Annotated in this window: 24 protein-coding genes; 11 read left to right on the top strand and 13 right to left on the bottom strand. The window is 43.9% G+C overall.

Annotation, left to right across the window (positions count from 1 at the left end):
- Positions 1–37 precede the first annotated feature (37 nt).
- Positions 38–439 carry a hypothetical protein gene (locus JNK13_04650; protein MBL7662026.1) on the top strand — a complete coding sequence of 134 codons (402 nt, stop codon included), beginning with the start codon at positions 38–40 and terminating at the stop codon, positions 437–439.
- Between the two features lie 545 nt (positions 440–984).
- Here the strand turns inward: JNK13_04650 and JNK13_04645 are convergent.
- On the bottom strand, positions 985–2,193 hold the full coding sequence (locus JNK13_04645) for an MFS transporter (protein MBL7662025.1): 1,209 nt from the start codon (positions 2,191–2,193) through the stop codon (positions 985–987).
- A 3-nt stretch (positions 2,194–2,196) separates the two neighbouring features.
- Positions 2,197–2,523: a hypothetical protein gene (locus JNK13_04640; GenBank protein ID MBL7662024.1), complete on the bottom strand. Its 327-nt coding sequence runs from the start codon at positions 2,521–2,523 to the stop codon at positions 2,197–2,199.
- Between the two features lie 432 nt (positions 2,524–2,955).
- On the opposite strand from JNK13_04640, the gene JNK13_04635 reads away from it, so the two are divergent.
- Entirely contained in the window at positions 2,956–3,126 is a 171-nt protein-coding gene (locus JNK13_04635; protein MBL7662023.1) for a hypothetical protein, read from the top strand.
- 42 nt (positions 3,127–3,168) lie between these two features.
- Here JNK13_04635 and JNK13_04630 read toward each other — a convergent pair whose 3' ends face one another.
- Entirely contained in the window at positions 3,169–3,969 is an 801-nt protein-coding gene (locus JNK13_04630) for an enoyl-CoA hydratase/isomerase family protein (GenBank protein ID MBL7662022.1), read from the bottom strand.
- A 36-nt stretch (positions 3,970–4,005) separates the two neighbouring features.
- On the opposite strand from JNK13_04630, the gene lexA reads away from it, so the two are divergent.
- From lexA to rpmB, 3 genes are all read left to right on the top strand, one after another.
- Complete coding sequence (lexA, locus tag JNK13_04625) at positions 4,006–4,680, top strand: transcriptional repressor LexA (GenBank protein MBL7662021.1); 675 nt, start codon at positions 4,006–4,008, stop codon at positions 4,678–4,680.
- Between the two features lie 186 nt (positions 4,681–4,866).
- The gene (gene recA, locus JNK13_04620; GenBank protein ID MBL7662020.1) at positions 4,867–5,931 is read left to right on the top strand and encodes a recombinase RecA; all 1,065 of its coding nucleotides are present in this window, start codon (positions 4,867–4,869) and stop codon (positions 5,929–5,931) included.
- Between the two features lie 236 nt (positions 5,932–6,167).
- Complete coding sequence (gene rpmB / locus JNK13_04615; protein ID MBL7662019.1) at positions 6,168–6,407, top strand: 50S ribosomal protein L28; 240 nt, start codon at positions 6,168–6,170, stop codon at positions 6,405–6,407.
- Between the two features lie 145 nt (positions 6,408–6,552).
- Here rpmB and JNK13_04610 read toward each other — a convergent pair whose 3' ends face one another.
- The 8 genes from JNK13_04610 to JNK13_04575 form a co-directional block, all read right to left on the bottom strand.
- Positions 6,553–6,894, bottom strand: coding sequence for a hypothetical protein (locus JNK13_04610; protein MBL7662018.1), 342 nt, complete (start codon positions 6,892–6,894; stop codon positions 6,553–6,555).
- 17 nt (positions 6,895–6,911) lie between these two features.
- Positions 6,912–7,229, bottom strand: a complete 318-nt coding sequence (locus JNK13_04605; protein ID MBL7662017.1) for an STAS domain-containing protein — start codon at positions 7,227–7,229, stop codon at positions 6,912–6,914.
- A gap of 92 nt (positions 7,230–7,321) precedes the next feature.
- Positions 7,322–7,702: a hypothetical protein gene (locus tag JNK13_04600; GenBank protein MBL7662016.1), complete on the bottom strand. Its 381-nt coding sequence runs from the start codon at positions 7,700–7,702 to the stop codon at positions 7,322–7,324.
- 138 nt (positions 7,703–7,840) lie between these two features.
- Entirely contained in the window at positions 7,841–9,895 is a 2,055-nt protein-coding gene (locus JNK13_04595; protein ID MBL7662015.1) for a glycosyltransferase family 39 protein, read from the bottom strand.
- Between the two features lie 285 nt (positions 9,896–10,180).
- Positions 10,181–11,581, bottom strand: a complete 1,401-nt coding sequence (locus JNK13_04590) for a DUF1501 domain-containing protein (protein ID MBL7662014.1) — start codon at positions 11,579–11,581, stop codon at positions 10,181–10,183.
- A 22-nt stretch (positions 11,582–11,603) separates the two neighbouring features.
- The gene (locus tag JNK13_04585) at positions 11,604–14,000 is read right to left on the bottom strand and encodes a DUF1800 family protein (protein MBL7662013.1); all 2,397 of its coding nucleotides are present in this window, start codon (positions 13,998–14,000) and stop codon (positions 11,604–11,606) included.
- A 182-nt stretch (positions 14,001–14,182) separates the two neighbouring features.
- Positions 14,183–15,523: a DUF1501 domain-containing protein gene (locus tag JNK13_04580; GenBank protein ID MBL7662012.1), complete on the bottom strand. Its 1,341-nt coding sequence runs from the start codon at positions 15,521–15,523 to the stop codon at positions 14,183–14,185.
- On the bottom strand, positions 15,523–17,538 hold the full coding sequence (locus tag JNK13_04575; GenBank protein ID MBL7662011.1) for a DUF1800 family protein: 2,016 nt from the start codon (positions 17,536–17,538) through the stop codon (positions 15,523–15,525). The genes JNK13_04580 and JNK13_04575 overlap by 1 nt, the downstream gene beginning before the upstream one ends.
- 199 nt (positions 17,539–17,737) lie before the next feature.
- Here JNK13_04575 and JNK13_04570 point away from each other — a divergent pair, with 199 nt between their 5' ends.
- Together JNK13_04570 and JNK13_04565 are read left to right on the top strand one after the other, a co-directional pair.
- Positions 17,738–18,316 carry a riboflavin synthase gene (locus JNK13_04570; GenBank protein MBL7662010.1) on the top strand — a complete coding sequence of 193 codons (579 nt, stop codon included), beginning with the start codon at positions 17,738–17,740 and terminating at the stop codon, positions 18,314–18,316.
- Positions 18,317–18,457: 141 nt separating this feature from the next.
- Positions 18,458–19,963: a glycosyltransferase family 39 protein gene (locus JNK13_04565; GenBank protein ID MBL7662009.1), complete on the top strand. Its 1,506-nt coding sequence runs from the start codon at positions 18,458–18,460 to the stop codon at positions 19,961–19,963.
- A 1-nt stretch (position 19,964) separates the two neighbouring features.
- Here JNK13_04565 and JNK13_04560 read toward each other — a convergent pair whose 3' ends face one another.
- The gene (locus JNK13_04560) at positions 19,965–20,729 is read right to left on the bottom strand and encodes a hypothetical protein (GenBank protein ID MBL7662008.1); all 765 of its coding nucleotides are present in this window, start codon (positions 20,727–20,729) and stop codon (positions 19,965–19,967) included.
- 35 nt (positions 20,730–20,764) lie between these two features.
- Between JNK13_04560 and JNK13_04555 the strand changes: the two genes are divergently transcribed.
- From JNK13_04555 to JNK13_04540, 4 genes are read left to right on the top strand one after another with little or no spacing between them, the layout of a single operon-like run.
- Positions 20,765–21,007, top strand: a complete 243-nt coding sequence (locus tag JNK13_04555) for a hypothetical protein (GenBank protein MBL7662007.1) — start codon at positions 20,765–20,767, stop codon at positions 21,005–21,007.
- A 10-nt stretch (positions 21,008–21,017) separates the two neighbouring features.
- Entirely contained in the window at positions 21,018–22,226 is a 1,209-nt protein-coding gene (locus JNK13_04550) for an SDR family oxidoreductase (protein ID MBL7662006.1), read from the top strand.
- A gap of 7 nt (positions 22,227–22,233) precedes the next feature.
- A complete protein-coding gene (locus JNK13_04545; protein ID MBL7662005.1) occupies positions 22,234–22,479 on the top strand; it encodes a hypothetical protein in 246 nt (81 codons plus the stop codon).
- The gene (locus tag JNK13_04540; GenBank protein ID MBL7662004.1) at positions 22,479–22,745 is read left to right on the top strand and encodes a hypothetical protein; all 267 of its coding nucleotides are present in this window, start codon (positions 22,479–22,481) and stop codon (positions 22,743–22,745) included. Before JNK13_04545 ends, JNK13_04540 begins: the two co-directional genes overlap by 1 nt.
- Before the next feature lie 41 nt (positions 22,746–22,786).
- Here JNK13_04540 and JNK13_04535 read toward each other — a convergent pair whose 3' ends face one another.
- Complete coding sequence (locus JNK13_04535) at positions 22,787–23,899, bottom strand: acyl-CoA dehydrogenase family protein (GenBank protein MBL7662003.1); 1,113 nt, start codon at positions 23,897–23,899, stop codon at positions 22,787–22,789.
- Positions 23,900–24,149: the final 250 nt, after the last annotated feature.

Raw genomic sequence — 24,149 nt, 5'->3', positions numbered from 1 at the left:
TCTTAACGCTTCGATAGATCCGCCCGAGGATGTCGAGGTGCTTGTCCCGCCAGAAGATGTAGACCCACTTGATGAAGTACTGCCACTTGAACTAGTGCTTCCGGAGCTAGTCGAGCCCGAACTGGTTGAACCAGAACTAGTTGACCCGGAGCTTGTGCTTCCTGAGCTTGTTGATGTGCTTGAAGAGGTAGAAGAGGTGCTACCTGAAGAAGAGCTGCTTGACGTTGAGGAACTTGAGCCTGATCCAGTTGAGCTTGTGCTTGAAGTGCTAGAACTTGTTGATGAGCTTGCAGAACTGCTGGAAGCCGAACTACTGGAACTAGATCCGCAACATTCATTAAATAATTCGCGATTTTCTTCGCAAAATAAAGAGACCACGGGTTCTTCTTTGCCTGCGCCTACTTCGGTTGATAATTCCTCGCAGCAGTTGTTGTTGTGAAACTCATCACATGGATCAGGTTGACCTGAGGTTGAGCTGGTTGAGGCAGAAGATGAGCTTGAGGAGTTGCTACTGGAAGATCCAACGTGACCAGATGATGCGGGCGTGTCTGCGTGTGCTTGAAACGCAAAGACGAAGCATGCAACAAAAAGACATGTTTTTCGCATTCTAGATAGACCTTAGATATTTTAGAACCGATCTTAGGATGCCGCTTAGGGCAGCGCTGATTCCTTAAAGTTGCTGCTAATTCATTTAGTGGGAACAGATAAGTGTTTGAAATATCAATGATTTGTTGATTGCCGCAGTCGCTGAAAGTAACCCTGTACCCACGGCTATTAAGATAAGGATTTTTTAGTCATCGTGAGTGTGTCCAGCAAGAGCAAGTCGAAAGATCCCCAACTGCATTTACTGGAGAAATTTGGAGATTTCTCGACTGCACTTCGTTTCGCTCGAAATGACGAGGACTTACCTGCTTTCCTTATCTTAATGGCCGTGACCCTGTACCTACTGCCAACCCCGTAATTCAATGCCGGACCCGGGATCGATCAATTCGGTAAGTGTTCCCGCAATGCTAACGCCATGCATGAGCCGATTACTGCTACTACCGCCGAAATAAAAAACAAGAATTGCACGTGTAAGTTGTCTGGATGATAAATTGTCCAAACTGCTAACAAGAGGCGCGCCACAACTGAGCCTGCCCCAGAACCTGCCGCCGTTAAGTAGCCTTGTCCGCGGTCGCGAAATTCTGGCGGCAAAATTCGATAACTTAATTTTACTGAGCTGATATAAAACATGCTGAAAGTAAAAGCATGTAAAACCTGAAGTAATAAAATTATGTTCGTATCGGTAGAGAGCGAAAATGCGGTCCAACGGATACAGGTAATTAACATCGATAAAATAATACATGCGCGAAAAGAAACATGCTGAAAAATCTTTGGTAGCAGTAGAAACATCACCAATTCAGAACATACTCCCAGCATCCAAGCTTGAGTGATGCCTCGTGCGGACCAGCCTAAGTCGCTGAGATGAATCGATAGGTAGATGTAAAGTGTTTGATGTGAGACCCAATTCAAAAAGACGATTGCCAAAATTAAAAAGTATTGCTGCGGCAGCGCTCTCCAAGCCCAATGCTGACGTTGAGTCGGCATAAACTTATAGCGTGCAAGATCGGGGAATAGAGCTCGATTTTGATAGACGAGAATTAAAAAACACACAGCCGGGATGAGCATGCCAAGCTGCGTGGCAATCGTCGCGCCAAGCTGCCCAGCACTCATGCCTGTTCCAAACGCTGTAACGATAAATCCAAGCGAACCCCAAAGTCGGATTTTTTCATAAGGAACAGTTTTGTCGCTATGGAGAGTTTCTGTGTCAATCAGCGATACGGCGGCTGCAAAGCTAAACATCGAAATTGCAAAAAACAAACCCAATAATGAGGGTGCGGAAGAAATCGATAGTCCAGCAATTGAAATCACATAACAAATCCCGGCAGCAAGCATCAAACTTCTTACTGAGAAGTATCGATGCGCCAGGTTTTGCGTTACAGGTCCTCCAAAAACCCAAGTTACAATCCCCAGCAGGCTGATGATTGAGTAGGATGAGTTGGAAATGTCGCGGGTTTGAAAGTAAAGTGGCAACAATCCCTGAATGATGGCGATATAACTGAAGAGAAAGAAATAGCAGAGCGCATAAAAAACAACCGGCGTTAAGTAGGACTTAACGCCGGTTGTCTGCGACTGGTAGTCAGAAGCTTGCAACTATTACCTAAGTAAACTCAAGCGTTCTTCAACCATTTCTGGGTTACCTTCATAGCCCTTTAGGGTCACCTGTAGTTGGGCCGGATCGAGATCTAAATGCTGTGCCACCCAAGCAAAACTAAACGCACGGGTAGGAGTCAGTTTGCCAAAGAGCCATTGCCGCGCAGACCGTACTACGTGTCTGTCGCATTGCGCTGAACCAAAGGCATCGCAAATTGCTCGAGCTAAAACTGCTGCTAATAGATTTCTTTCTGGCTTAATACGATAGGAGACTGATGAATCTTCACTTTCTTCGAAACTTCCTGGACGAACACGTGTTGCGGTAGACATATTCGAAACTAGCCCTCCTCAATAATCTACTTTCAAAGATCACAGGAAATAAAAAACCCTCAACTTCAAACGACAGCCACTCTCGCGATTAGTTTCTAACCAAGTTGATTAAACTTGATTGATTGTAATCACTACTAACAAGTTGCTTGTGGCTAATTTTTGTCATTCAAAACTGAAGGTTCCTAAATATCCACACTGTTTCAACTAACTTAATCTAATCTAAACAGTTTGTACAGCGCTTTATGCCCAACAACTGCATTTTATTCGCTGCCACTGTCTTATCCACCTAAAATACCAGCAGAAAAACAGCTTTAACCAAACTTTAGTTTAACTAAGTTTGCGTTTAAACACGTTAAAGTAGTAGCTCTGTTTCCAGGGGAAAGTCAAGTCAGGGGACAAAAAAATATTTTTTGACTACAAATAGGTAGTTCTATGGGTACGAAGAAATTAGCATTTTTAGCGTGTATACTTGTTGCGATTTTGACTGTGCGGCTTGCACAAATCGCACTTGAGCACAATTTGTGGCATGAGTTTTGGATCACCGAAGCCTTGTTGATTGTAACTGCCGTGTCGACAATTTATTTCTTGAGAGAGCGTCAATAGCTTGCTTGCTGTTGTTAGTGCAGTGCCACTACCCGCTAAAGTTTAGAACTGTGGGTCGCGCTTTTCGCGAATCGCCGCCAAGCCTGTTTTGAATTCTTGTCCCGCGTAACTTTTTGATTGAGCTTCAGCTTCTCGCGCCAAACACTCATTCAATGTGCGCGAAGCCATTTGCTTGAGTGAATGCTTAAGGTCGCGCACGGCATGCGGGCCAGCCGTTGCAATTTCGTTAGCGATTCCCAAAGCTGCTTCATCGAATTTTTCTGCATCCACAATATGATTAACTAAGCCAATGCGTTGCGCTTCTGCTGCGGAAATAATCCGACCCGTGTAGAGTAACTCAGCAGCATGCGCAGGGCCGATTAGATTTGGCAGTGTGTGCGTGATGCCCATGCCAGGATGAAGTCCAAGGCGCACAAAATTAAATCCAAGTTTTGCTGCGGTTGAAGCAATGCGCATATCGCAAGCAACTGCAACGCAGAGTCCAGCACCAACCGCGTGTCCATTAATTGCCGCAACTACAGGAATTTCAACTTGTAATAGCGCAAGAAAACTACGATAAAATTTTAACATCCCAACTTGGTTTTCTTGTGGAGTGAGAGTGGTCTTATGTTGCAACATGTCTAGATCGCCACCAGCAGAGAACGCCTTTCCAGAGCCCTTAATTACTAGGACCCGACAGGTTTGATCTTGTCTGACTTGCTGGATGGCCTCACTAAATTGTTCGGCCATAGCCTCTCCCATGGCATTTAGCTTATCCGGATCGTTCAATATAATTGATGTAACATGCTGAGATTCCTTGATTTTTATAATTAATGAAGATTTTTCTTTCGATAAATTTTCCATATGCTATATATATCGTATAAAGAGTTAATAATGCTTATGACAACAAATAATAAATCAAATTCGCACCACAGTAATTCGCAACTAGAAACCGCCTATCGCAGCCATTCGCTTGCTCCTGTGCAACGTCGCACTTTGGAATACCTCCGAGGTTTTATTGCAGAACACGGATTTGGTCCAACACTAAAAGATATTTCCCAAGCAATCGGGGTTAAATCCCCGTCAACTGCGCATTTTCACCTAACACGCCTTGAGGACAAGGGATTTATTCGCCGCGGCGAAGACGGCTCAATTTTACTTGTTGAGCGCGATGAAATCACCGTTGAGCAGAGTCCCTGGAGCGTGCCACTTGCTGGCGTGATTGCGGCCGGGTCCCCGATTGAGGCAATCGAAGACCGCAATGTGACAGTCGATGTTCCACCCCAGTTTATTACTACTCGCGGAGAAGTTTACTGCCTACAAGTTGCCGGGGATTCGATGATTGATGCGCATATTATGGATGGAGATATCGTGGTAATTCGCAAGCAGCAGAATGCCAACGATGGAGATATTGTAGTTGCGGTACTTGATGATGGCTGCGCAACACTGAAAACCTTTCGTCGCCTCAAAGGTGGTAAGATTTCGCTATTACCACACAACCCCACGATGAGTCCGATTATTGTCGATAATGTTGAGATCCGTGGAAAAATGATTGGACTACTGCGTGAAATGTAGATCGCAAACGGACGAATATATAGATATAAACTTAGAGAATAGGATGTAACTGCATATATGGAAAAGATAATGGAAAATACAAACACAGAAAAAGCAAATGCTGAAAAAGCTAAGATCATCAAAGCAGTGCCAGAGAGAGTGGCAACAGAAAAGGTAGTAACGGAAAAGCCAGTTGCCCCAAAGGCGATGCTACAAAAAACTGCTCAATTATCTCGTGTTGATAGCGAAAAACAGAAGGCCCTAGAAGCTGCATTGTCGACGCTACGTAAAGATTATGGTGAAGGTGCGATTATGCGCCTGAATGAGGGAAAAACGCATGAACCAATTGAGGCTATTCCTACAGGAAGTATCGGACTTGATATTGCGCTTGGAATTGGCGGCATTCCACGTGGTCGCGTGGTCGAAATTTATGGTCCAGAGTCTTCGGGTAAAACAACTTTAACGCTACATATCGCAGCTGAAACGCAAAAGCGTGGCGGCACCGTTGTATTTGTTGATGCGGAACATGCGCTCGATCTTAATTATGCGCAGCGGCTCGGAGTTGACACAACCAAGCTTTTAATTAGTCAACCTGATTCAGGTGAGCAGGCACTAAATATTACAGAAACGTTAGTGCGCTCTAATAGTGTCGATCTCGTTGTGATTGACTCTGTAGCGGCGTTAGTTCCACAGGCTGAATTGGACGGCGAAATGGGCGATCAACTGCCTGGGTTACAGGCGCGCTTGATGAGTCAAGCACTGCGCAAACTGACGGGAGCTGTTTCACGCACAAATACTACAGTTATTTTTATTAACCAGATTCGCATGAAGATTGGGGTGATGTTTGGCTCGCCGGAGACTACTGCTGGCGGCAATGCGCTGAAATTTTACTCTTCAGTGCGCATGGATATCCGTCGTATCGGCGCTGTGAAGGATGGGGAAGAAGTCATGGGCAATAGAACTCGTGTAAAGATTGTGAAAAATAAGGTTGCCGCACCGTTTAAAGAAGTTGAATTCGATATCATTTATAATGAAGGTATTTCTCAAGCTGGCGAGCTAGTTGATATCGGAGCAGAGAAGGGTGTGATTGATAAGATCGGTGCTTGGTATTCTTTTAAGAATGAGCGTCTCGGACAAGGTCGTGAAAACAGTAAAAAGTTTCTGCAAGATAATCCAGACATTTATGCAGAGGTTAGAAAATTGATCTTGGAAAGTTCTGGTATTCCAGTAAGTAGCTCTGAGAGTAAACTTAGAGTTGCTGTCAGTGATTAGAGTAAAAAGTGTTTTGGCTACGCATGCAGTTTGCTTGAGGAAACACACATAATGTAGAAATATGTTGCGCAGGGAAGTTGGCAAAAAGCCAGCTTTTCTGCGCATTTATTCATAATTGTTGATTTTTTCCCTAGTTTAGTCTTTAAATGCACCCTCTCGTAATTTGAGCTTGGCCCTGATTTCATGATCTGAATTGGGACCCATGAAGATATAATTTTATAGAAAAGAGTTTTCCTATGAGCAGAATTTGTTCAGTCACATCAAAGCGTCGCCAAGTTGGCAATAAAGTTAGTCACGCTAACAATAAGCGCAAGAAAGTTTGGGAAGTAAATTTACGTCCGCGTAGATTATTTGATTCTGAAACAGGTAAGTGGGTATCGATTAAAGTTTCAGCCCGTGTGCTTAAAACTATCGACAAGAAGGGCCTCTCCGCAACGCTGCGTGACATGGGTCTAACCGTCTCTGACTTGCAGTAGTAAATTATAGTTCTATTAGTTTGAGACTGTTGGACTGACTCAGCCGATTTGGTTTGTTTTCCGCTTACAGGCATCTTTCGACTCTGAATGAAAGGAATCCCAGAGAAAATTTCCTTAACGCAGTCTTCAACCGAAAATAAAAGAATTAATGGACTTGATTGTGACGCTGGGCATTAAGCCTTTCAGCTTCTGCTACGACAGCATCAACTGAGGTAATTACTTTCTCGCCAGTACGTTTACAGTCGACTTCGACAGCAGTATGTAATTCCTTAGAGTTAACAATGCCCCGGCGTTGATTGCCCGGAACAAAAATCTCAGAGCACTTTAAACATTGCACGACTACAACGATACCGACCGTTGTCACCTTACTAAGATCGGTGCGAAATTGCTGGTCACCATTCTCGCTGGCAACACAGCCACAGCATGGGCATTTGAGTGTGTCGATAAAGGTTTCAGCCAGTCCTTTTAAGCGAAATTTAATTGCCACAAAATTATTCCTCAAAATTATTCTTCAATCGCAAAAAATGTTTCGAGCTTAAGCATCTGCAGTAGCTGTTTTACGTAGCCGTTTGCACCTTTAAGGCAGACCAGCCCCCCCTTGCTGCGACACTTTTGACTTAAGCAAAGCAGTGTTCCAATTGCACCTGTATCAATGATGCCCACTGCGCTCAGGTCGAATGTGTAAAAAGCAGTCTGATTGGTAGTTTCGACTGATCCGATCACTTCCTTGAGCTTTTGTGATGATTCATTCGTATCCAGGTCACCCACTAAATGAATTAGTGGTTTGCCGTCGATCGATTCTATCGGAAATGACGTGTCCATATGCTAACCTCTAAAAACCTACTCTCAGTTAGCTATATCGGTCGGGATTAGTTTGAACTAAACCGTTATTTTATTGCGGAAATCGTGCGGAATTATAGCCCCAATTCTTCAATTAAATCGATTAAATTGCCTGTTTCTGCAGTTACATCAACTGTGCCCTCGTCAGTAAAGCACATGCAGGCATTTTGGCAGGTAAGGACAATGTCTCCGGTCGTTATTTCGCCGCAAATGTTTATGCAACTTGCCACACAGCAGTTATACTGAGCGGTATCTCCGCCAGGGGCACCAGCGCATTTTTCCCATACCTTTGAGCCTTGAAGTAGGTCGTAACAGGAATCTTTTTTGTGTTGGCCGGGTGCAGCAATTCGTCCGGTTTCATCTTTAATCGGCTTTACGCCGCAGGCATTGGTAGCAGCCAAAGAAATGTTTGTCGAAAAAACTAAGACAAGAAATAGAATTAAAAATTGCTTCATAAAAACCTTAAACCCCTACTGATGTTATGGGCTTAGGGGGAGAAGATGTGCTCTTAATCAGATTGACGGCTTTGTCATCTCGAGTAGGTGACGAGTTATTTAGCGGCGACGTGGCGTCTAAATAACAAATACTCCTAGCTATTTGAGGAAGGAGGGCTTGAATGTAACCGAATCCCAAATTATTAAATTTTGACTAGGGCTGATCTCAGCTCCATCCCAGAACGAGTATTCTACGGTTAAGAGATTTACTCCCGAGTTAAACATCGGAGCTGGAGCCAGGAATTTAAAAGCAGAAACTTGCTTGGATGTCGGAGCAACTTTACCCAAATCTTGGTCATTTAACCGCAAGCTAAGTTCTAATACCTGACCGGTTTTTAAAGCTGAAATTAATCCAAGACTAAGCTCTAGCTCGCCACCATGTTGGGAAAAGACGTAATCTAGCGTTACAGTGAATGCGCTACGCGCCCCCTTTGAGCGCTGAAAGCTAAACCCCTGCTTTGTTTTCTCCGGTGGGTGAAGTCCGTAAAGAGATTTTAGCTCAAGCTCGGTAAAATCGAAGACAGATTGTTGTTTGCCTCCCGGCGCCCAGAAGAGCACTACTAGTGGAGTTAGGCGTCGGTGCCAATCAAACTGAGAGAAACGATTCTCGGGGGGTAGTGGTAAATAGCCCAGAGGCTTGGTTGGCGTTAACTCAAGCACTTCATTTAAATTTTTACTTGGGACAACTAGGGCAGAATAACGCTGATTGTTTAGGTCTTTTATTTGAGTAAGCTCCCTTGGTCTTGGCTTTAACATCTCAAAGTAAATACTTTCATGCTGCGCGAGCTTCTCAGGTAAGTAAGTCAAGATCGGAGCGGGACTCTGCGCGCTTGCCGTATTTATCTTTGCTAATTCAGTAGCAACACTTTGCATTGGAATTGCGTGAGAAACAAAATTACCCGTGCCGAGATAGGGGAGGATTTTATAGAGCTCTTTTGGCTGCACGAATTTATTCAATTGATAGTTGGGCAAATGCGGACGAGGCGGAAGCCCGATTTCAGTGATGATCTGTGCATATTGATGCACTACTAGCATTGCGACCAGGACACTAACTAGTGCGTGGGCTGAAAACTTAGCTTCAATCGAAGAATTTGAGGCCGAAATTAAAGCTAAAAGATGCTTTACCGTGTAGCCAATCAGTAAAGCTAGTGCTGGAAAAGTTGGAACAATATACCAGGGCATGCGTGAATCCATCAGGCTATAAATCACAAGCGGAGCGATGCCCCAAAATAATGTAAAGCCAAGCTGTTTACTTCTTGTTTTTAAAAATAAATATCCCCCAGTTAGCAGTGCCAGTGCCAGTAAAACCGGCTGCGGTCCCGCGCTATAGTAAAAAAGCCCTTTCAAGTAAAAGAAGAAATCCCCTGAGTTATGCAGTCCTTGTTCAAACCGTTTGACGACCTCATTACTCAACATCTGATCTAGTGCATTTGGCAGGGCATTAACGAGAGCTAGTAGGTAAGTGCCGAGAACTATGCCAACGAGAAAATAACTTAAGGCTAAATGCTCGAACATGCGCCGCAGAGTTTTTCTCTCCCACTTATGCCAAAGTGTGCGGTAACAGAGAGTAAAGCCAACAACGAGAAAAAATGGCAAAAAACCTGCAACACTCTTGGTCAAGACACCTGCTGCGAGAAAGACTCCATGGAAGATCCAGAAAAGTAGAGCGATCTTTTTCTCGCGTAAAACAATTGCTTGATACCCTGCTAGCATCGCAGCTGTGATGAAAAAAGTTAGGGCGCTATCCTGCACTGCGTTCCTTGCGCAGTGATATAGTAAAAAATAGCGACAGCCTAGTAACGCGCACCCAGCAATCAGGCCAACTAGACTTGAGTTGAAAATTAATATTCCGGCATACCAAGTTAGTAAAATCGTCCCAATTCCAAAAACGGCATCAACTACTCGGTAACTAAAGGTCGATTCACCTAAAATGTTAAGCGGAATTTGCGTGATCCACATTTTTAAAGGTGGCTTATTTAAATACGGCTTGCCGTCAACGGTTGGAATTAACCAAGAACCTCCCTGGAAAATACTCTGCGCAGCTTTAACATGTAAGCTCTCGTCGCTGACACGAAATGGCGTAGCATCAAGGCGCCAGAAGAGAAGGGCACTGGCAAGACTTAGAATTAATGTGAAGTGAATAATTTTTTTCAAGCGAATTACTTTTCGCAAAGTCTTGCGGATTATTAATTGCTTTGTCAACTGGATTAGTGTGTGACTAGGGGAATTTGCTTTGATCTATAACCGATTCGTCTTAGGCTTGAACTTATACTTCTCCTTAACCTTAATTCTTCTCCTTAACCTTCCTCTTTTTGTCCTCTCCTGTGTCCCGTCCTGAATAGAGTCCACACCTAATTGGAAAAGGGAAAGGAAAAGGGGAAGGATAAGATTAAGTATAAGTTCAAGCCTAAGCGAATGCGCTAGAGCTATTGCAGACACTTAAGTAAACAACCTCACATAGCCATTACTTGGTAGATTTTCATTGAAGACTAGCGTCTTGTCGAAACCAAGCCAGGAGACAATGTCGCCAAGTGGATCGTAAAGACTAGTTACGGGAGGAATATATTCTAGATTCTGTAAATCGTTGGTTGAAGAATGAATTCCAGTTACACCACCTGCAACGTTGCCACCAAAGGCCATTAAATGATTGGTAATGCCGTGTTCTGAGCCAACCGATCCGTCGGGAGTTCCATTTTGGTTAACAGAACGGCCAAACTCTGAATAAATAAAAACAACAACACGATTCTGTAGTCCCGCTGCTTTAATATCAGCCCAAAATCCAGCTAGGCCAGCGGCCTGAATTGTGAGTAGGTTTTGTAAAGTTCCTGGCTGATATGAGTGCGTGTCATAGCCACCTTGGCCGATTTGCAAAATATGCGATTTACTATTCCTGTCAGGCTTGCTGGCAATCCATTTGGCGATCTTAGCGGCAAATTGACAAGAGAGTTGAAAGGGATCGAGTCCACCATTGTAGTTAGTATCAATCTGAGATTGTGTGCGATACTCACCTGCGAGGTTAATAATATTTACCTCGTTTTTAATCGTATTTACTGTTGATTCCACAGCATCTTTAGTACGTACATATGCATTTGCAGTTTGACTGGTATCGTTTGATAACTGATTTACTTTCTTTAAAACTTCTCGGGCGTGATATTCATCCTCAAATGGGCCAAACCAACGATCGTTAGGATCTAAGGAGTTTGGGGCGCAGAAGTGACAATGAAAGCCCGTTCCCCAGCGATCTTTGGTTACCAAGCTGTTTGGGTTATATCCAACGATTGGACTAATGTCTGTTGTGTTAAAGTCAATTCTTCCCGCAGATCCGAATAAACCAAAAAGCTGGAATGAGTCTTGGCCGCATAGATCGATCAAGCGTCCCTGCCAACCGGAATCATACTGAGTAGTGTTTGTTGATGCTAGACTCCACATCGTCTGAGCTTCGTCGTGCGAACGACTATAGTTTTGAGTGATTCCGCAATTTAATAAGATGCGCATTTGATTTGCAGGCACTTGAGCTAACAGCCGGTCATAGTGTTTGTGCACGCCGATAATATTACCTGATTGTCCTCCATGGTGAACTCTCAAATCGGCAGTGTTGTAAAGTGTGGGCCGTCGTGATTGAAAGATTGGCTGAGCGGGGCCTGAGACCACGCCATGCTTAAAGTAGCCATCATAGCCACCTAGGCAGTTGATCATTAACGCAATTTTGCCATTGCCTGCAGTTTGGCAAGACCCAGCAGCAACGCTAACTAAGGGTCGAAGAAAGGGGCTGAGTGCCAGCCCTGCCGCCCCAAGACTAGAAGTTTTTAGAAATGAGCGGCGAGTTATATTGTTTGCCATGGTTTTCTCCAGTCTTTTTACTTTAGTATACCCGAGAGGCGTCAAGCTCAGCTAGTATAGAAATTAATCCTGATAACTTGGTCTTAACATAAACTGGGTCATAAGGATTCCAGGGGTATGCTTGAGCTGGGTCCTGTGGAGCGACTTTTATGCTTGTAAGATATTTGACAAGCTCTTGCTTTTGCGCCGTGTTTAACGTTAGCCCAGATAGATTAACCATTCGATCAACGACGATCTCTGGGTCATTACGTTGTAAAGTATCTTCAGGTAAGAAATCGTTCCAATCAAAATTCCATAATTGAGGTTTTTCTGTGATATAGGTCAAGTATTCTACTAAGGCATTGCGCTGGTTCAGCATTGTGCCCATGTTGATAAACTTAGTTCCATCTAGAACCTTATTGCCATGAATCGCTCCTCGTTCGTTGAAGCCAAATACTGAAGGAGGCGTGCCAGGTTGATGACCAATTTGGTTCATCCACCATCCGATAGAACCCACTAGATCGATTTTTGTGCTATTTGGATTGTTTGGATCCCAGACAGCATTAGAGATATCGAGCGGTAAATTAAAGCGTCGTAAGGTTCCAATAAAAGATTCTAGGGGAGATTTAGCGCCAGTTGATTTAAAATGGAAGAAAGCTTCAGATTTAAAGATTGTTTGGACAGCACGAGTAATATCATAGTTGTCTTCGCGAATCATCTGCGCAAGTTCTTCGATATTGCCGAGATCCTCTGCTGTAATCTTAGCATTGATAAAGCGCGCATATAGTTTTTGCGCTAAGTATCTGGCGGTTGCTGGATGTGCAAGGAGCGCGTTTGTAACAGTATCTTTGGCGTATTCTGGAGGAATTGTCATGTTGTGAGTATTTGATGATCCATAGGGGATTGGATTTAGCGACAACAGGCCTTCGAATAACGTGATGTTTGTCATTAAGATTCCATTGCTCGGCCCTGGCATCCAACGCTTATCTTCAAAAAACGGCTCATGAACATCATAGACGTCAACTGCGCAATTTGTTAATAGTCCAGGATTTGCGCGACAGGCCGTATCGCAAGCATTAATATCTCCACCGGGGCATGGGCACTCACAGGATTCTTTTGATGTTTGCCGAGCTACTTTTGTTTGCCATCCGGTCAAAGCTTCAGCAAGTTTCTTGATATGTAAATCATTATAGTTCGCTTGGTTGGTTACAACGTCGGTCGTGCCCATTGTAAATAGCTCCATTACTTCACGGGCATAATTTTCATTCGCTTTATGTACACGTTTGTTGCTTGTAAATTGCATGTAATTGTTTTCATTATCAAGCCACTTGAGCATTAAGCCATCTCCATGCATTGAACTTAATAACGTTCTGAAATCGAAAGAGTACTGGTAGAACTTATCAATGTGGCTTTTAATCCATTGATGTCGATGACGATCCGAATTTGCCTCTAAAACGCTAGTTGAAAAATGCTCATGCCAGAATAAGGCCATTGTTTCTTTAAGTGGATTGCAGCCGTAACGAAATTTATAAAGAAAATAAGCACGCACCGCTTCTTGAGTCCATAGTGAGCGATTGATACGAGTATCCCAGAAGTCTCTGAAACAGCGATGGTTGCCATCGCAGTACGAGCCAAAATAACGTGCGGCACTTGTAAGGGCAGCATTTTCAATTTGGGTGGGATCGCATGTTGGATTTGATATCGCAGTTCCCCCATGGCTTTGATTTGTACCAGCTTCAATTGTCGTATTTAAACCTTGAGTGATGAGCGCCGTGTCAACTCCAGGATCATTAAAAAGTGCGCGTGAAAGATGAGCAGCCTCGCTAGGTGTTAGTTGATCATGATAAGGGCGTAAAGTGCGTCCAGCAGAATTCTCCTGATAGCCAGTGCTAAAGAGAATTGCTAAGTGCGAAGTTCCATATTGATTACTGGCAGCAATAATTCCCTGAGCAGATCCGATGCTATGATTTGCGTTCCAGACTACGAGATTTCCTGCAGGGTTCAGTTCTCCATTGGCAGGATGTTGAATAACCGAAAACGCTACGCCAGCGGGATTTTTTACAAGTTCAGCTGCGCTTAAATTACGTACAGCCCCTTCTGGAGCGCTGACAGTCGTTAGATTTATAATTGGTGGTAGCTTGCAAAGCTTGTTGGCTTTTTTAATATCTTTTGTAAGTTTTGTTTTCTCTTTGCTTTTATATTTCTTGCTTTTCTTGAGTGCTTTAAGAGCAGAATCTTTGTCGTAGTATTTTGAGCTACTAACTTTTTTTAGTAGCCAAACACGTACTGCAGTACCAGAGCTTGAATTGGCACAGCTAGTTTTCCCGCTCGAAAAAACAATGCCTTTATCGTAGCTTGCAGCAGTTGCTGAGGAAGTGAGAATAAAAAAATGTAAAAAAATTATGAAGCTTAGTGCTACACTTTGAACTACTTTTTGCATAACAACCTTTATAAAACCTATATTGTCTTATCCGAAGAACAGCTATCTCTGCTTCATATATTATAGAGAGTAGATGCCTTGCGACGAATCGCGTTGCGAAAAATCCTTAATAGATTCTCGGACTATTATCGAATAAATTCAAGCAGTTTTTCTAGGATTCCAACAGATCTAGACACATCAGATCAGACTAAAAAACCAATTCTCGAGGGATTAAAATTCGGGTCGTCGAAGACCCGTCTAGCATCGATACCCATCCAGGCAAAGATTTCAGAAAAGACATCACGAAAATCTATTTTCGGGCGAAGTGCGTTATAGTTCGAATCTGTCAGTTCCTGACTACTGGGGGCATCGCCGTAAACTCCTGATCGCACTGGTCCACCCAGCACAATCGTGTTGCTACCGTGTCCATGGTCGGTCCCCACAGTTTGTGTGTTTGGAGTGCCATTCTCGTAGCAAGTGCGTCCAAACTCTGAATAGAGAACGATTACTGTATCATTCAGTGCCCCGATCAGTTCTAGATCGCGATAGAAAACCGCAAGATTGTGCGCCAGGAAGCCAATATTATCAGGTAGGGATTGAATTTGATCACTATGCGTATCATGGCCGCCTTGTCCAAGTAGAATGAGTGTGTCTTGATTAGCACGCGGTGACCCAGCTTTAGATTTAATAATTTTTGCAGCATCCCTTAAACTGGCGCCAACTCCCCAGTTACCCAGGTAGTCACCTGCGCTATTGTTGCCGACAAGTTGTGAGTAGATTTCATCACGCACGACTGCAACTGTATCATGCATTAAACGCAAGCCATCACGATAGTTTGTTTGAACTGAATTCTGCGGTGTCCGTACTTCAACAAGGGCACGTGCCACTCTTAATGCATGTAAGGTTTCTTGTTCGCTTTCCCAACCAACGCGTGGTAACGAAAAATTTGCCATATCGCTGACTATCAGTGGTGGTTTTTTCTGGGTATTCGTATCAGATGGGTTTTCAGTCATCAGCGCCCAGTATTGTAGTGATTCCCAATCTTGTGAGTCCATTAAGCGGGCCAAGAAGCCCACCATTTCGGCACCTTGAATTTGAGTGGCGCCTAAACTCATTAGTACCTGACAAGTATCATGACTGCGACCTGGGTCGCCCGGTATCCCGTATGCTTGAATAATTGCGGATCGTGTTGAGGCAACATTAGTCAACTCTTGCCAAGCCGGGTGAAAGCCGATTTTATTTGCCAGCCCATTTTGTCCAACGTGGGGGATAATCTGATCGAGTGGGGTATGCAAGGTCGGTCGTAGGACATCACGCAGTAAATTTGCATTCTGCCCTTCATAGAAGGGGAATGCTCCAACACCATCGATCCCACCATAGAGGTTGATCACAATGACATTCTTGCCAGTGCCCCCACCGTTACTTTGTGCCAGGAGTAAGCGTGGGCAAAGTGCTGCTCCGAGCGTAAGAGCACTTGAAGCTTGGAGGAAGCTTCTCCGAGAAAGCATCGGGAGATTTTTTTGCAAAGTCTTATATGCTGCCATTATCTTAAATTACTCTCCTTCAATTCTCCAAGTAGACAAACCAATCGAGCGATCTTGCTCCTGATGTACCATTCCTCATCGAGCATTAAATCGAGCGGCTCTTCTTGTCCTTGATCGTTAACCCAGATTGTTAAATAGCGCGTTAACTGCGCCTCTTCTTGGGGTAATAAGCTAATGCCATAAACCGTAGTGGCAACTTTCCTGACTACTTCTAGTGGGGACATATTTAGCGTCAGGCCGAGGGTTTGTCTGAGGTCTGCATCATACCAGTTGAGGGAATCGATCATCTCGCCGCAGGCGCGTGAGCGGTTGAGAACTTTTTGTGAACTAATCCAACCTTCTCCGCGTGAGATCGATCCAGCGCGATTGATATTACAACTACCTTTCCAGGCAAAAACCGAAGGTGGCTCGAAAAGGTATTGTCCAGCCTGGCCAGCCATTTCGACTAAACCTTGTAAGAGCCAACGAGATTTATCTAAGTTCTCCCCGGTTTGTGCCAACTGTTGCGGGTAGAGTCTGCGAGCTAAGCTAATAAACTGAATTAGTGGCGAAGTGATGCAGGGATCTTTTGCCGCGGTGGAAAACATTGCGCTTGATTTGAGCGTTTGTTTAAGTAGGGCCTTGAGATCGTAGTTTGAGTTTTTTAATGTTTCACTGAGTGGTCCCACGACAGTTTCTGGTAAGCCTGGGTAGAGTAATTGACCAGCGATGCGTTCCGCGATGTAGCGCTTCGAGCCTGGATGGTTGAAGAGGACGTGATCCAGAAAACCCCGTGGGGTGAAACTCTGATTCGCCCAGGCGCCAGCCACCCCGGGGAATATTTCGTAAATACTCTGGTCGTGGATTAAATTTTCATAGTTAATGCCCATCACCATTTTTCCATAGAGTGGGTCGAAAGCTATATCTTCGTAAAATCCGCTCACAAATGCTGTCGCTGGGACAATGCTGCGCTCGTCGTAGTTGGGTAACTTTGAAACTGGGTCGATTGCGCCGAGAATAAATAATTCAAGTAGCTCACGTGCAAAGTTCTGATTTGGATTTCCGGCGTGGTTATCTTTGTTATCAAGCCAAACGTTCATGGCTGGGTCGTAAAACATGGCCCAAGCAAGTTCGCGAAAATTACCCAATGACTGATTGCGAATCACAGACCAATATTTTTCAATGCCAAGATGTCCGTAGCGACTATATGAGAAATCAACGCGATCAAGATTCACTGCAAAATGCGCACTAAGTATTAGTGTCATGAGTTCGCGCAAGGGCTCACGAGAATAAACGGCCGCATAGATTTGTCCCCACTGAGCTGCGTGAGTTGTCCAAATGCGAATATTGGCATATTCAGGGTCGCCTTCGTCGTAATACCAACCTTGGGCAACCCAAAACGCCAGTTGATTTTGCAAGGCTTCGCGCTCTGCAGTGCTCATTACGCCATCAACTAAAGCATTGACCAATGGAGTTAAGCCCTGATTGAGACCTATTTGCCTTAACTCTGCTGTGCCACCGAAGGCTGCCTTTCTTAAGAGGTGATCGACTTCATTGGCTGTAAGAATTTCGTGATACGGGGCAATGTTGTTCGGGTCTCCAGAAAATTCTGGTCCAGAGCTTCGTGTGCATTGATTAATGTAAAGTTTGGCGCTGGCAAGCTGAGTTTTGATGTTTGCAATATCTTTCTTGGTAGATTTTATTTTCTTTTTATTGCGGCGCTTGTTTTTGTTATATTTTTTGAGTTTCTTTTCAAGCTCACGTTTTTTCTTCTCTAGGCTTGAGATCGATACTATTTTCCAGACTTTGCCAGCGCTAAGTGGTAGACTATTAATTGATCCTAGTGTTGACAGTGATAGGGATTCATCAAAGCAAGTGTAAAATGGAGCAAGGTCCCGAATCAGTCGAAATTGTGTAAGGTTTTGCTCGGTGATCGCTATTGGTGAAGGGGTTGCAGAGGCTAAGTTCGAACTTAGCAGGAGAGTCAGGAGCAGTATTCCAAATTTTGAGTAGAGCTGACTGAGGATTGCTTGCATTCTTTTTCTCTTAATAGATTCTCTTATTTTTGCCTAGGAACAACTATGACTAAGCAATCTCCGTGCCAACAATCGAACGTCATGATTTGTCTGATCTGGACTGCTTTAAGCGAAATTATCCAAAATTTGTGTGCATTTTTTGTCAGATCGCTTTTATTTGTCTGCAAAAAACTGTAGAGCAGGGATGGGTTCAGGACTAATGTTTTCAGGAATTATTCAAGGTGTTGGCGAAGTAGTTACTCAGCGACAGGGTAGGTTGGAGGTTCGTGCTGATTTATTTGTCGGAAATTGTAAGCTTGGCGACTCAATTGCAATTTCCGGTGTTTGTCTGACTGTAATTGAAGTCAGCGATTGCTATGTGTCCTTTGATCTTGGAGAGGAAACTTTACGTCTCACCACACTGGCCAGGCTCAAAGCGGGAGATCGAGTAAATCTTGAATTGGCATTGAAGCTAGGCGATGGTTTACATGGCCACTTTGTGCTTGGGCATGTCGATCTATTATCGCAATTGCTTGAACGCAAAGATTTAGCGAATCACACCACGGAGTTGGTCTTTAGCCTTCCTCATAGCCACGCAAAGTATGTCGCCACTAAAGGATCAATTGCAATCGATGGGATTAGTTTGACGATTGGAAATGTCGGCACAGATCGTTTTTCCGTTTATATTATTCCACATACTTTCCGAGAAACAACATTGTCTGAGCTACGGCTTGGTGACTTTGTAAATATCGAGATCGATGTAATCGCGCGTTATCTCTCACGTTTAATTGCAACTTAAGTGCAAAACTACAGATTGAAGTCTGATATTTTTCATCGCTACAGCTACTTTGAATACAAATCTCCTGAGTGGCGTCTGATGAACAGTTATCGTAGAGCTATCAATCAATAACTTTATGCTTGAATCAACTCCGGTGAACTTTTGTTACTAGGGCCCATTAAATTTTTTCGTAATTATAATCTTGCACTATTATTAGTTGCTATTTTTATTAGCCATCTAATTATCGCTGCACTTTGGCCCTTGCTCGACCCGAGTGAAAGTCGCTATGCGCTCGTTTCAAAATTGATGTCTGAGAGTAATGACTATGTGCTTCCGCAGATCATTTCACCACACGGCAAAGTTGAGCCTTTTTTAGCAAAGCCACCGCTTTTTTTCTGGCTGAACTCATTCTACTATGAAGCCTTTGGATTCTCGAATTTTACAAGCCGCCTACCAAGTATTTTAGTTACAGCGCTTACGCTATTGGTTACCTTTGTGACTGTTAAGTCTTATTGCGATCGGCAAACTGCAATGCGTAGCGTGATAATCTTATCTTCAATGGGATTATTCTATGGATTTAGCCGCGCTTGCCAAATTGATATGTTGCTAACATTCTTTTATTTTAGCGCGAGTTTGATCCTCTTTACTTTGCTACAAATTAAAACTCCAAGTCATCTTGAAAAAACTCTTAGTGCCTTGCTCGGATTATTTACGGGCTTGGGTTTTTTAACTAAGGGACCTTTGATTGCCGCACTACTAATGATGATCTTGGGGCTTTGGTTTTTTATACGGTCTGATTACTCGGTTCTCAGACGAATACACTGGCCACTTCTAAGTCTAACTGCCGGACTAATTATTATTCCCTGGTTTACTCTCTTAGAACTGCGATTTCATGGGGCCGTGAAATATTTTATCTTACAAGAGAACTTAGGGCGTTTTTTAAACTCCCAATATGGTGACCGCTATGGCACGGGACATCCGCATTGGTATGGCACAATTTGGCTTTATGCTTTAATTGCTTCACTTCCCTGGGGATTGATTGCGGGAATTAAATTAATACAAAGCATGCCGAAGTGGGGCAGTGTTTTATCTCTACAATTATTGCAACAGTTAAGGGCGCAGCCCCCCTTCATCACTTTTTGTGTTATTTGCGCAATTGTGCCGCTATGTTTTTTTACGTTTTCGCGAAATATTTTAATTGCCTACGTATTGCCCGGAATACCAGCGTTAGCTGTCCTTTTGGCGCTGAGCTTAGAACACTTAAGCCGACGGCAATTTTTTTATTTTGCATCTTCAAGCGTTAGCGCCTTATTGATTTTCTCGCTTTTAGCTCTACCCCATCTGAATTCTGCTGCATCGCTAGAAACAGCGATGCTTCGTATCCATGAATATGCAGCGAAAAACTCACCTGGTGGGCGCATAGAGCTCAATTTCCCTTTCGGATCGCCCGCCTCGGTGCACTTGCAAAATAGCTATGTCTTGGAATCTTCTTTTGACGAAATTATTTCTGAAACTGTTGCTTCACACCCAGAGTATGTACTCGTAAAACAAAGAGATCGGCAGAAATTAAAAGCTATGCTCGATACTAAAGACCGTAAATATACAGAGCGCCTCTTGCCATTATTTTCTGAGGGCAAGTGGAGCGTTTACCAGCGGATTTGGCAGTAAGCTATCCTGGATTTTTTATAAATAGTGCGACAATTGCAAGTAGTGTGGCGATTGATCCCCACTGACCGAGTTTAAAAAGTTTTCTCCAGATCTCATTTGGGGCTTTTAAAATTTCAATATTTTCTACAAAAAATACCTCACATGCGCCGTTACCCTCATCGGTGCGAATTAAGCTCGACTTTCTAGCTCTGTCAGGTTGTCCGGCAGGATAATAGTCAACAAGTTTCCCAGTTACTTTAACTTGATCGCCGAAACCTAGTGAGCGAATTTTTTCTTGAACTGCAGGGTCGCTTGCAAGCAGGTGATTATTAGAAATCATATCTCCGCGAAATTCAGCGTATAAATCGTCGTCCTTCGTTTTCCAATTACAAGTCCAGGGTTCACTCCAAAATTCTATTCCCTTATATAATTTTTCACGTAGATTTGTTCCCCACACGACACAGATATCTTTGAGGTCAACTGAAGTTTCGTCATGATATATGTCATCAAAGGCATAAATGTTATTTGTAGTGACGATCAACCCGCGAAGTTCGTAATGCGCCTGCGGCTTTACTCCATATACTTTGCCGGCATACATAAATTTAAACTCAGATTCGTCTCGATTGCTTTGCATCGGTTGAAAATTGTGGTCAATTAGAATGCTTTCCTCCGGGGGAAGTTGATACTGTCTATGACAGGAAAATGCAGTTAAAATCAGGAACAAGAGCCAAAATGTTTTAAGAAATTTCATCATCATGCTCGATTCATTTAGTATATTGATTTGCACACTAACTTAATGCATAGTTTGTTCATAGAGGCCAAATGCATAAAATTATTTTTCCCCTAATCCTAGTCTTTTTTTGTTTAGCTTGTTCGAGTCCTAAGCCCCGCGTGATTGTCGTGAGAAGCCCACAAGGCCCAACAGCGGAGCAGATCGAGATTGATGAGCTTCGACGAAAGCAAACAGAAGAATCAATTCTCGGACAACAAGAAACCAAACCCTGGAACGAGCGCTATCTCGGCGAAGAACCAAGTGAGCCATATCAAGGGCCAACTCCTAAGTAGATATCGCATTATGATTTTTTTTACTGGTTCAACTGGATTTTTAGGGCGAGAGCTCATCGGTAGGCTACTTGTCTCACGCCCGGACCAAGAATTTGCATTGCTGGTGCGGTCTTCAAAGCGTGAACCCGCTGTAAAGCGAGTCGAGACAATATTGCAATCGGCGATGCGGTCAGCCGACACCCGACAATGGAAAGGGCGCATTCGGATTATTGAAGGCGATTTATCGCGTAACCGCTTTGGTTTGTCAGAGTCGCAATTTGCAGATTTAGCTCGAGAAACGAGGGAGATTTTTCACTGCGCGGCTTCAACTTCGCTTGCGCAAACGCTCCATGCAGCATGGAAAACAAACGTTGCTGGCACAGACCACGTCATTGACTTGGCAAAAAATGCTGCAGAGCTTCAAGGTTCGCGCATTGCTTTTCATCATATTTCCACAGCTTATGTTGCAGGGGATACTAAAGATACTGTGCAACCTTCCTATCTCTACTTGAAAGGGCTTTTTCGTAATGGCTACGAAGAATCCAAAGCCCGTGCGGAAGAGCACGTACTTGCAGCGCGGGAGTATTTGAAATTAAAAATTTATCGCCCGAGCATGATTGTCGGAGACAGTGTTACTGGTGAGACTTCGGCATTTAATGTGATCTATATTCCTGCGCGGTTGCTCGTTCAAGGTTTGCTGAACGTGGTCCCGGGTATCCCGCATACGCCCTTTGACGTTGTTCCAGTTGATTATGTTGCAGATGGTATCACCAAGCTGAGTGCCAGGGACGGTAACCCCGAAGAATTTTTTCATCTTTGCTCTGGGGTTGGACGAGAAACCACACCGAAAGAAATCCTAAATCTTGCGGTGCAAGCGCTACAGAATTACCGTAAACATGGGGCAGGCAGTGTCGTGATTCCGCCCTTTGTTCCACTGGATGTGCCGCAAATTATGGATTTAGCCTCAATGGCTTTTGAAGAAACCAAGAAAAATATCGGTAAGTTCGTGCGGGGAGACTTTCAACTTATCCGTAGATTGCGCTGTATGGTCCCTTACATGACGAGCAATCCTCGTTTTGCAGTTGATGGAACTCAGGTAGCGCTTGGAAATCTTTCGCCGCAATTTTCAAATTACGGTGAAAGGATTTTCAGTTATTGCCTCGATACGAATTGGGGACGTTCGCAGTGGACAAATCCTCAGGGCTACCTCAACTGGCGTGAACGCTTAGTTCATAAGTAAACGTGCAGTGAATTGTAGATTCCAAATTTTACTTGGATACTTTTTCTTTTCATGTTTTTTCCCACTAGGAGCCTTTGCAGAAGAGCAGGTTGAGCAATCGAACATAGTGCGCGGCTATCGAACGCCTGAAGAAAAACGCCGTGGACCGGAGCGAGCTCACGAACTTTCCCCTGGACTAGAACTCGCGTTGCTGCTTGAAGCTGAATACAGCGGATCGTGGTCAGAGCTTACAGAGCATTGCCCGGTATATTGATGTACCGCAGTCCCGTGGTTGGTCAAACCTATCGTCAAGAAATCAAATATACTGACGCAGAAGATGTAGCTAAAGTTTTAAGTATTACTGGCAGTGAGATTACTCCAGGCGCGACCTGTCAGGGAACATGCTTGGTTACAAAGGATTTTACGCCACTTGATCCCGAGAGTGTTGAGACAAAATATTACGCTCCCGGTGTCGGCAAAATACTGGAAATTAACAAAGCGGGCGTGGGTACCGAATTGATTGAATTCAATCACAATTAGACTGAGTGCCGGAGGCAGGGAAACTTGCCTCCCTTTTTGACTTAAAAATCTAAGGCTTCGCGCGCGATTAGCATCCGTTGTACTTGATTTGTACCTTCTACGATTTGTAGCATTTTGGCATCGCGCATTAGTTTTTCAACTTTGTAATCTGCTAGATATCCAGCGCCACCAAGTAATTGCACGGCATCAGTTGTAATCGACATCGCCGCATCTGAAGCGAAATATTTAGCCATCCCCGCAGGAGTGTTAGCGCGTTCATTGCGATCGAGTGCTTGCGCGGCATCGCGAGTTAGTAGGACTGCAGCGCGTTGCTTAGTTAGCATTTCAGCGAGCATAAATTGCAATCCCTGAAACTCGGCTAATGCTTTACCAAATTGCTTACGTTCGAGTAGGTGCTTGCGAGCGATTTCAATTGCACTTGCTGCAACCCCACAAGCTGCAGCTGCAATATTAATACGCCCACCATTTAATCCAGTCATTGCTAGCTTAAAGCCTTGATCTAATTCTCCGAGGAGCGCTGAATCTGGAATGCGACATTCTTCGAATGTCACAACCGCAATTGGTGACCCCTCGCAACCCATCTTTTTCTCGGGTGGTCCGAATGATATTCCTGGAGAGTTTTTCTCGACGACGAAAGCGGAAATCCCGCCGGCTGTTTTTGCAAAGACAAGGTAAATATCGGCAAATCCAGCGCTGGTGATATAAATCTTCTCTCCACGTAAAACCCAGTCATTCCCGCTTTTGCTTGCTTGGGTTTGGAGCGCACGCGCATCTGATCCAGCTTGAGCCTCAGTTAAGCAAAAGGTACCAAGTAACTCACCACGTGCCATTGCAGAAATTGTCTGTGCATGTTTTCCGTGGACATCTCCGCGTTCGATTAATTTTGCAACCATCAGATGCACTGACAAATAAATTGCAGGGCCTAAGTCTACGCGTGCCAACTCTTGGATGATAGTTGCGATTGCTAAAGCTGATAGATCGGAACCATCATGATTTTCAGTAATACTTGCCCCAGTAAGTCCGAGGCTGGCCATCGCTTGAAATTCTTCTCGCTTAAACTGACCACCTTTGATTGTGCTTTCTGAGAATCTCTGCACGCTTGAAGATAGGTCTTTGAGGGTTTGATCGTCAGTTTTGAATATAAAATCTGTCATATAATTTAATATTTATAATTTACTATTTGAATACTATTGTATACTGCAAAATATAAATTGAATCAGCCGAATAGCAACAGTTAGTTCACGATATTCCTATTAAGTCCATGTGTGATTCGATAATTTATTCAACTAAAATTAAACTTTTATCATTTTTACCCGCACGGCTTTCTGTTATAGATCTCACGTTCGCTTAAAAACCTGGCCCGTGTATTTGGACCTGGGGCTTAAGTTATGAATGCGGTTGAGT

Source organism: bacterium (assembly GCA_016786595.1).
Lineage (GTDB): Bacteria > Bdellovibrionota_C > UBA2361 > SZUA-149 > JAEUWB01 > JAEUWB01.
This window is presented reverse-complemented; position numbering and strand designations above follow the sequence as displayed.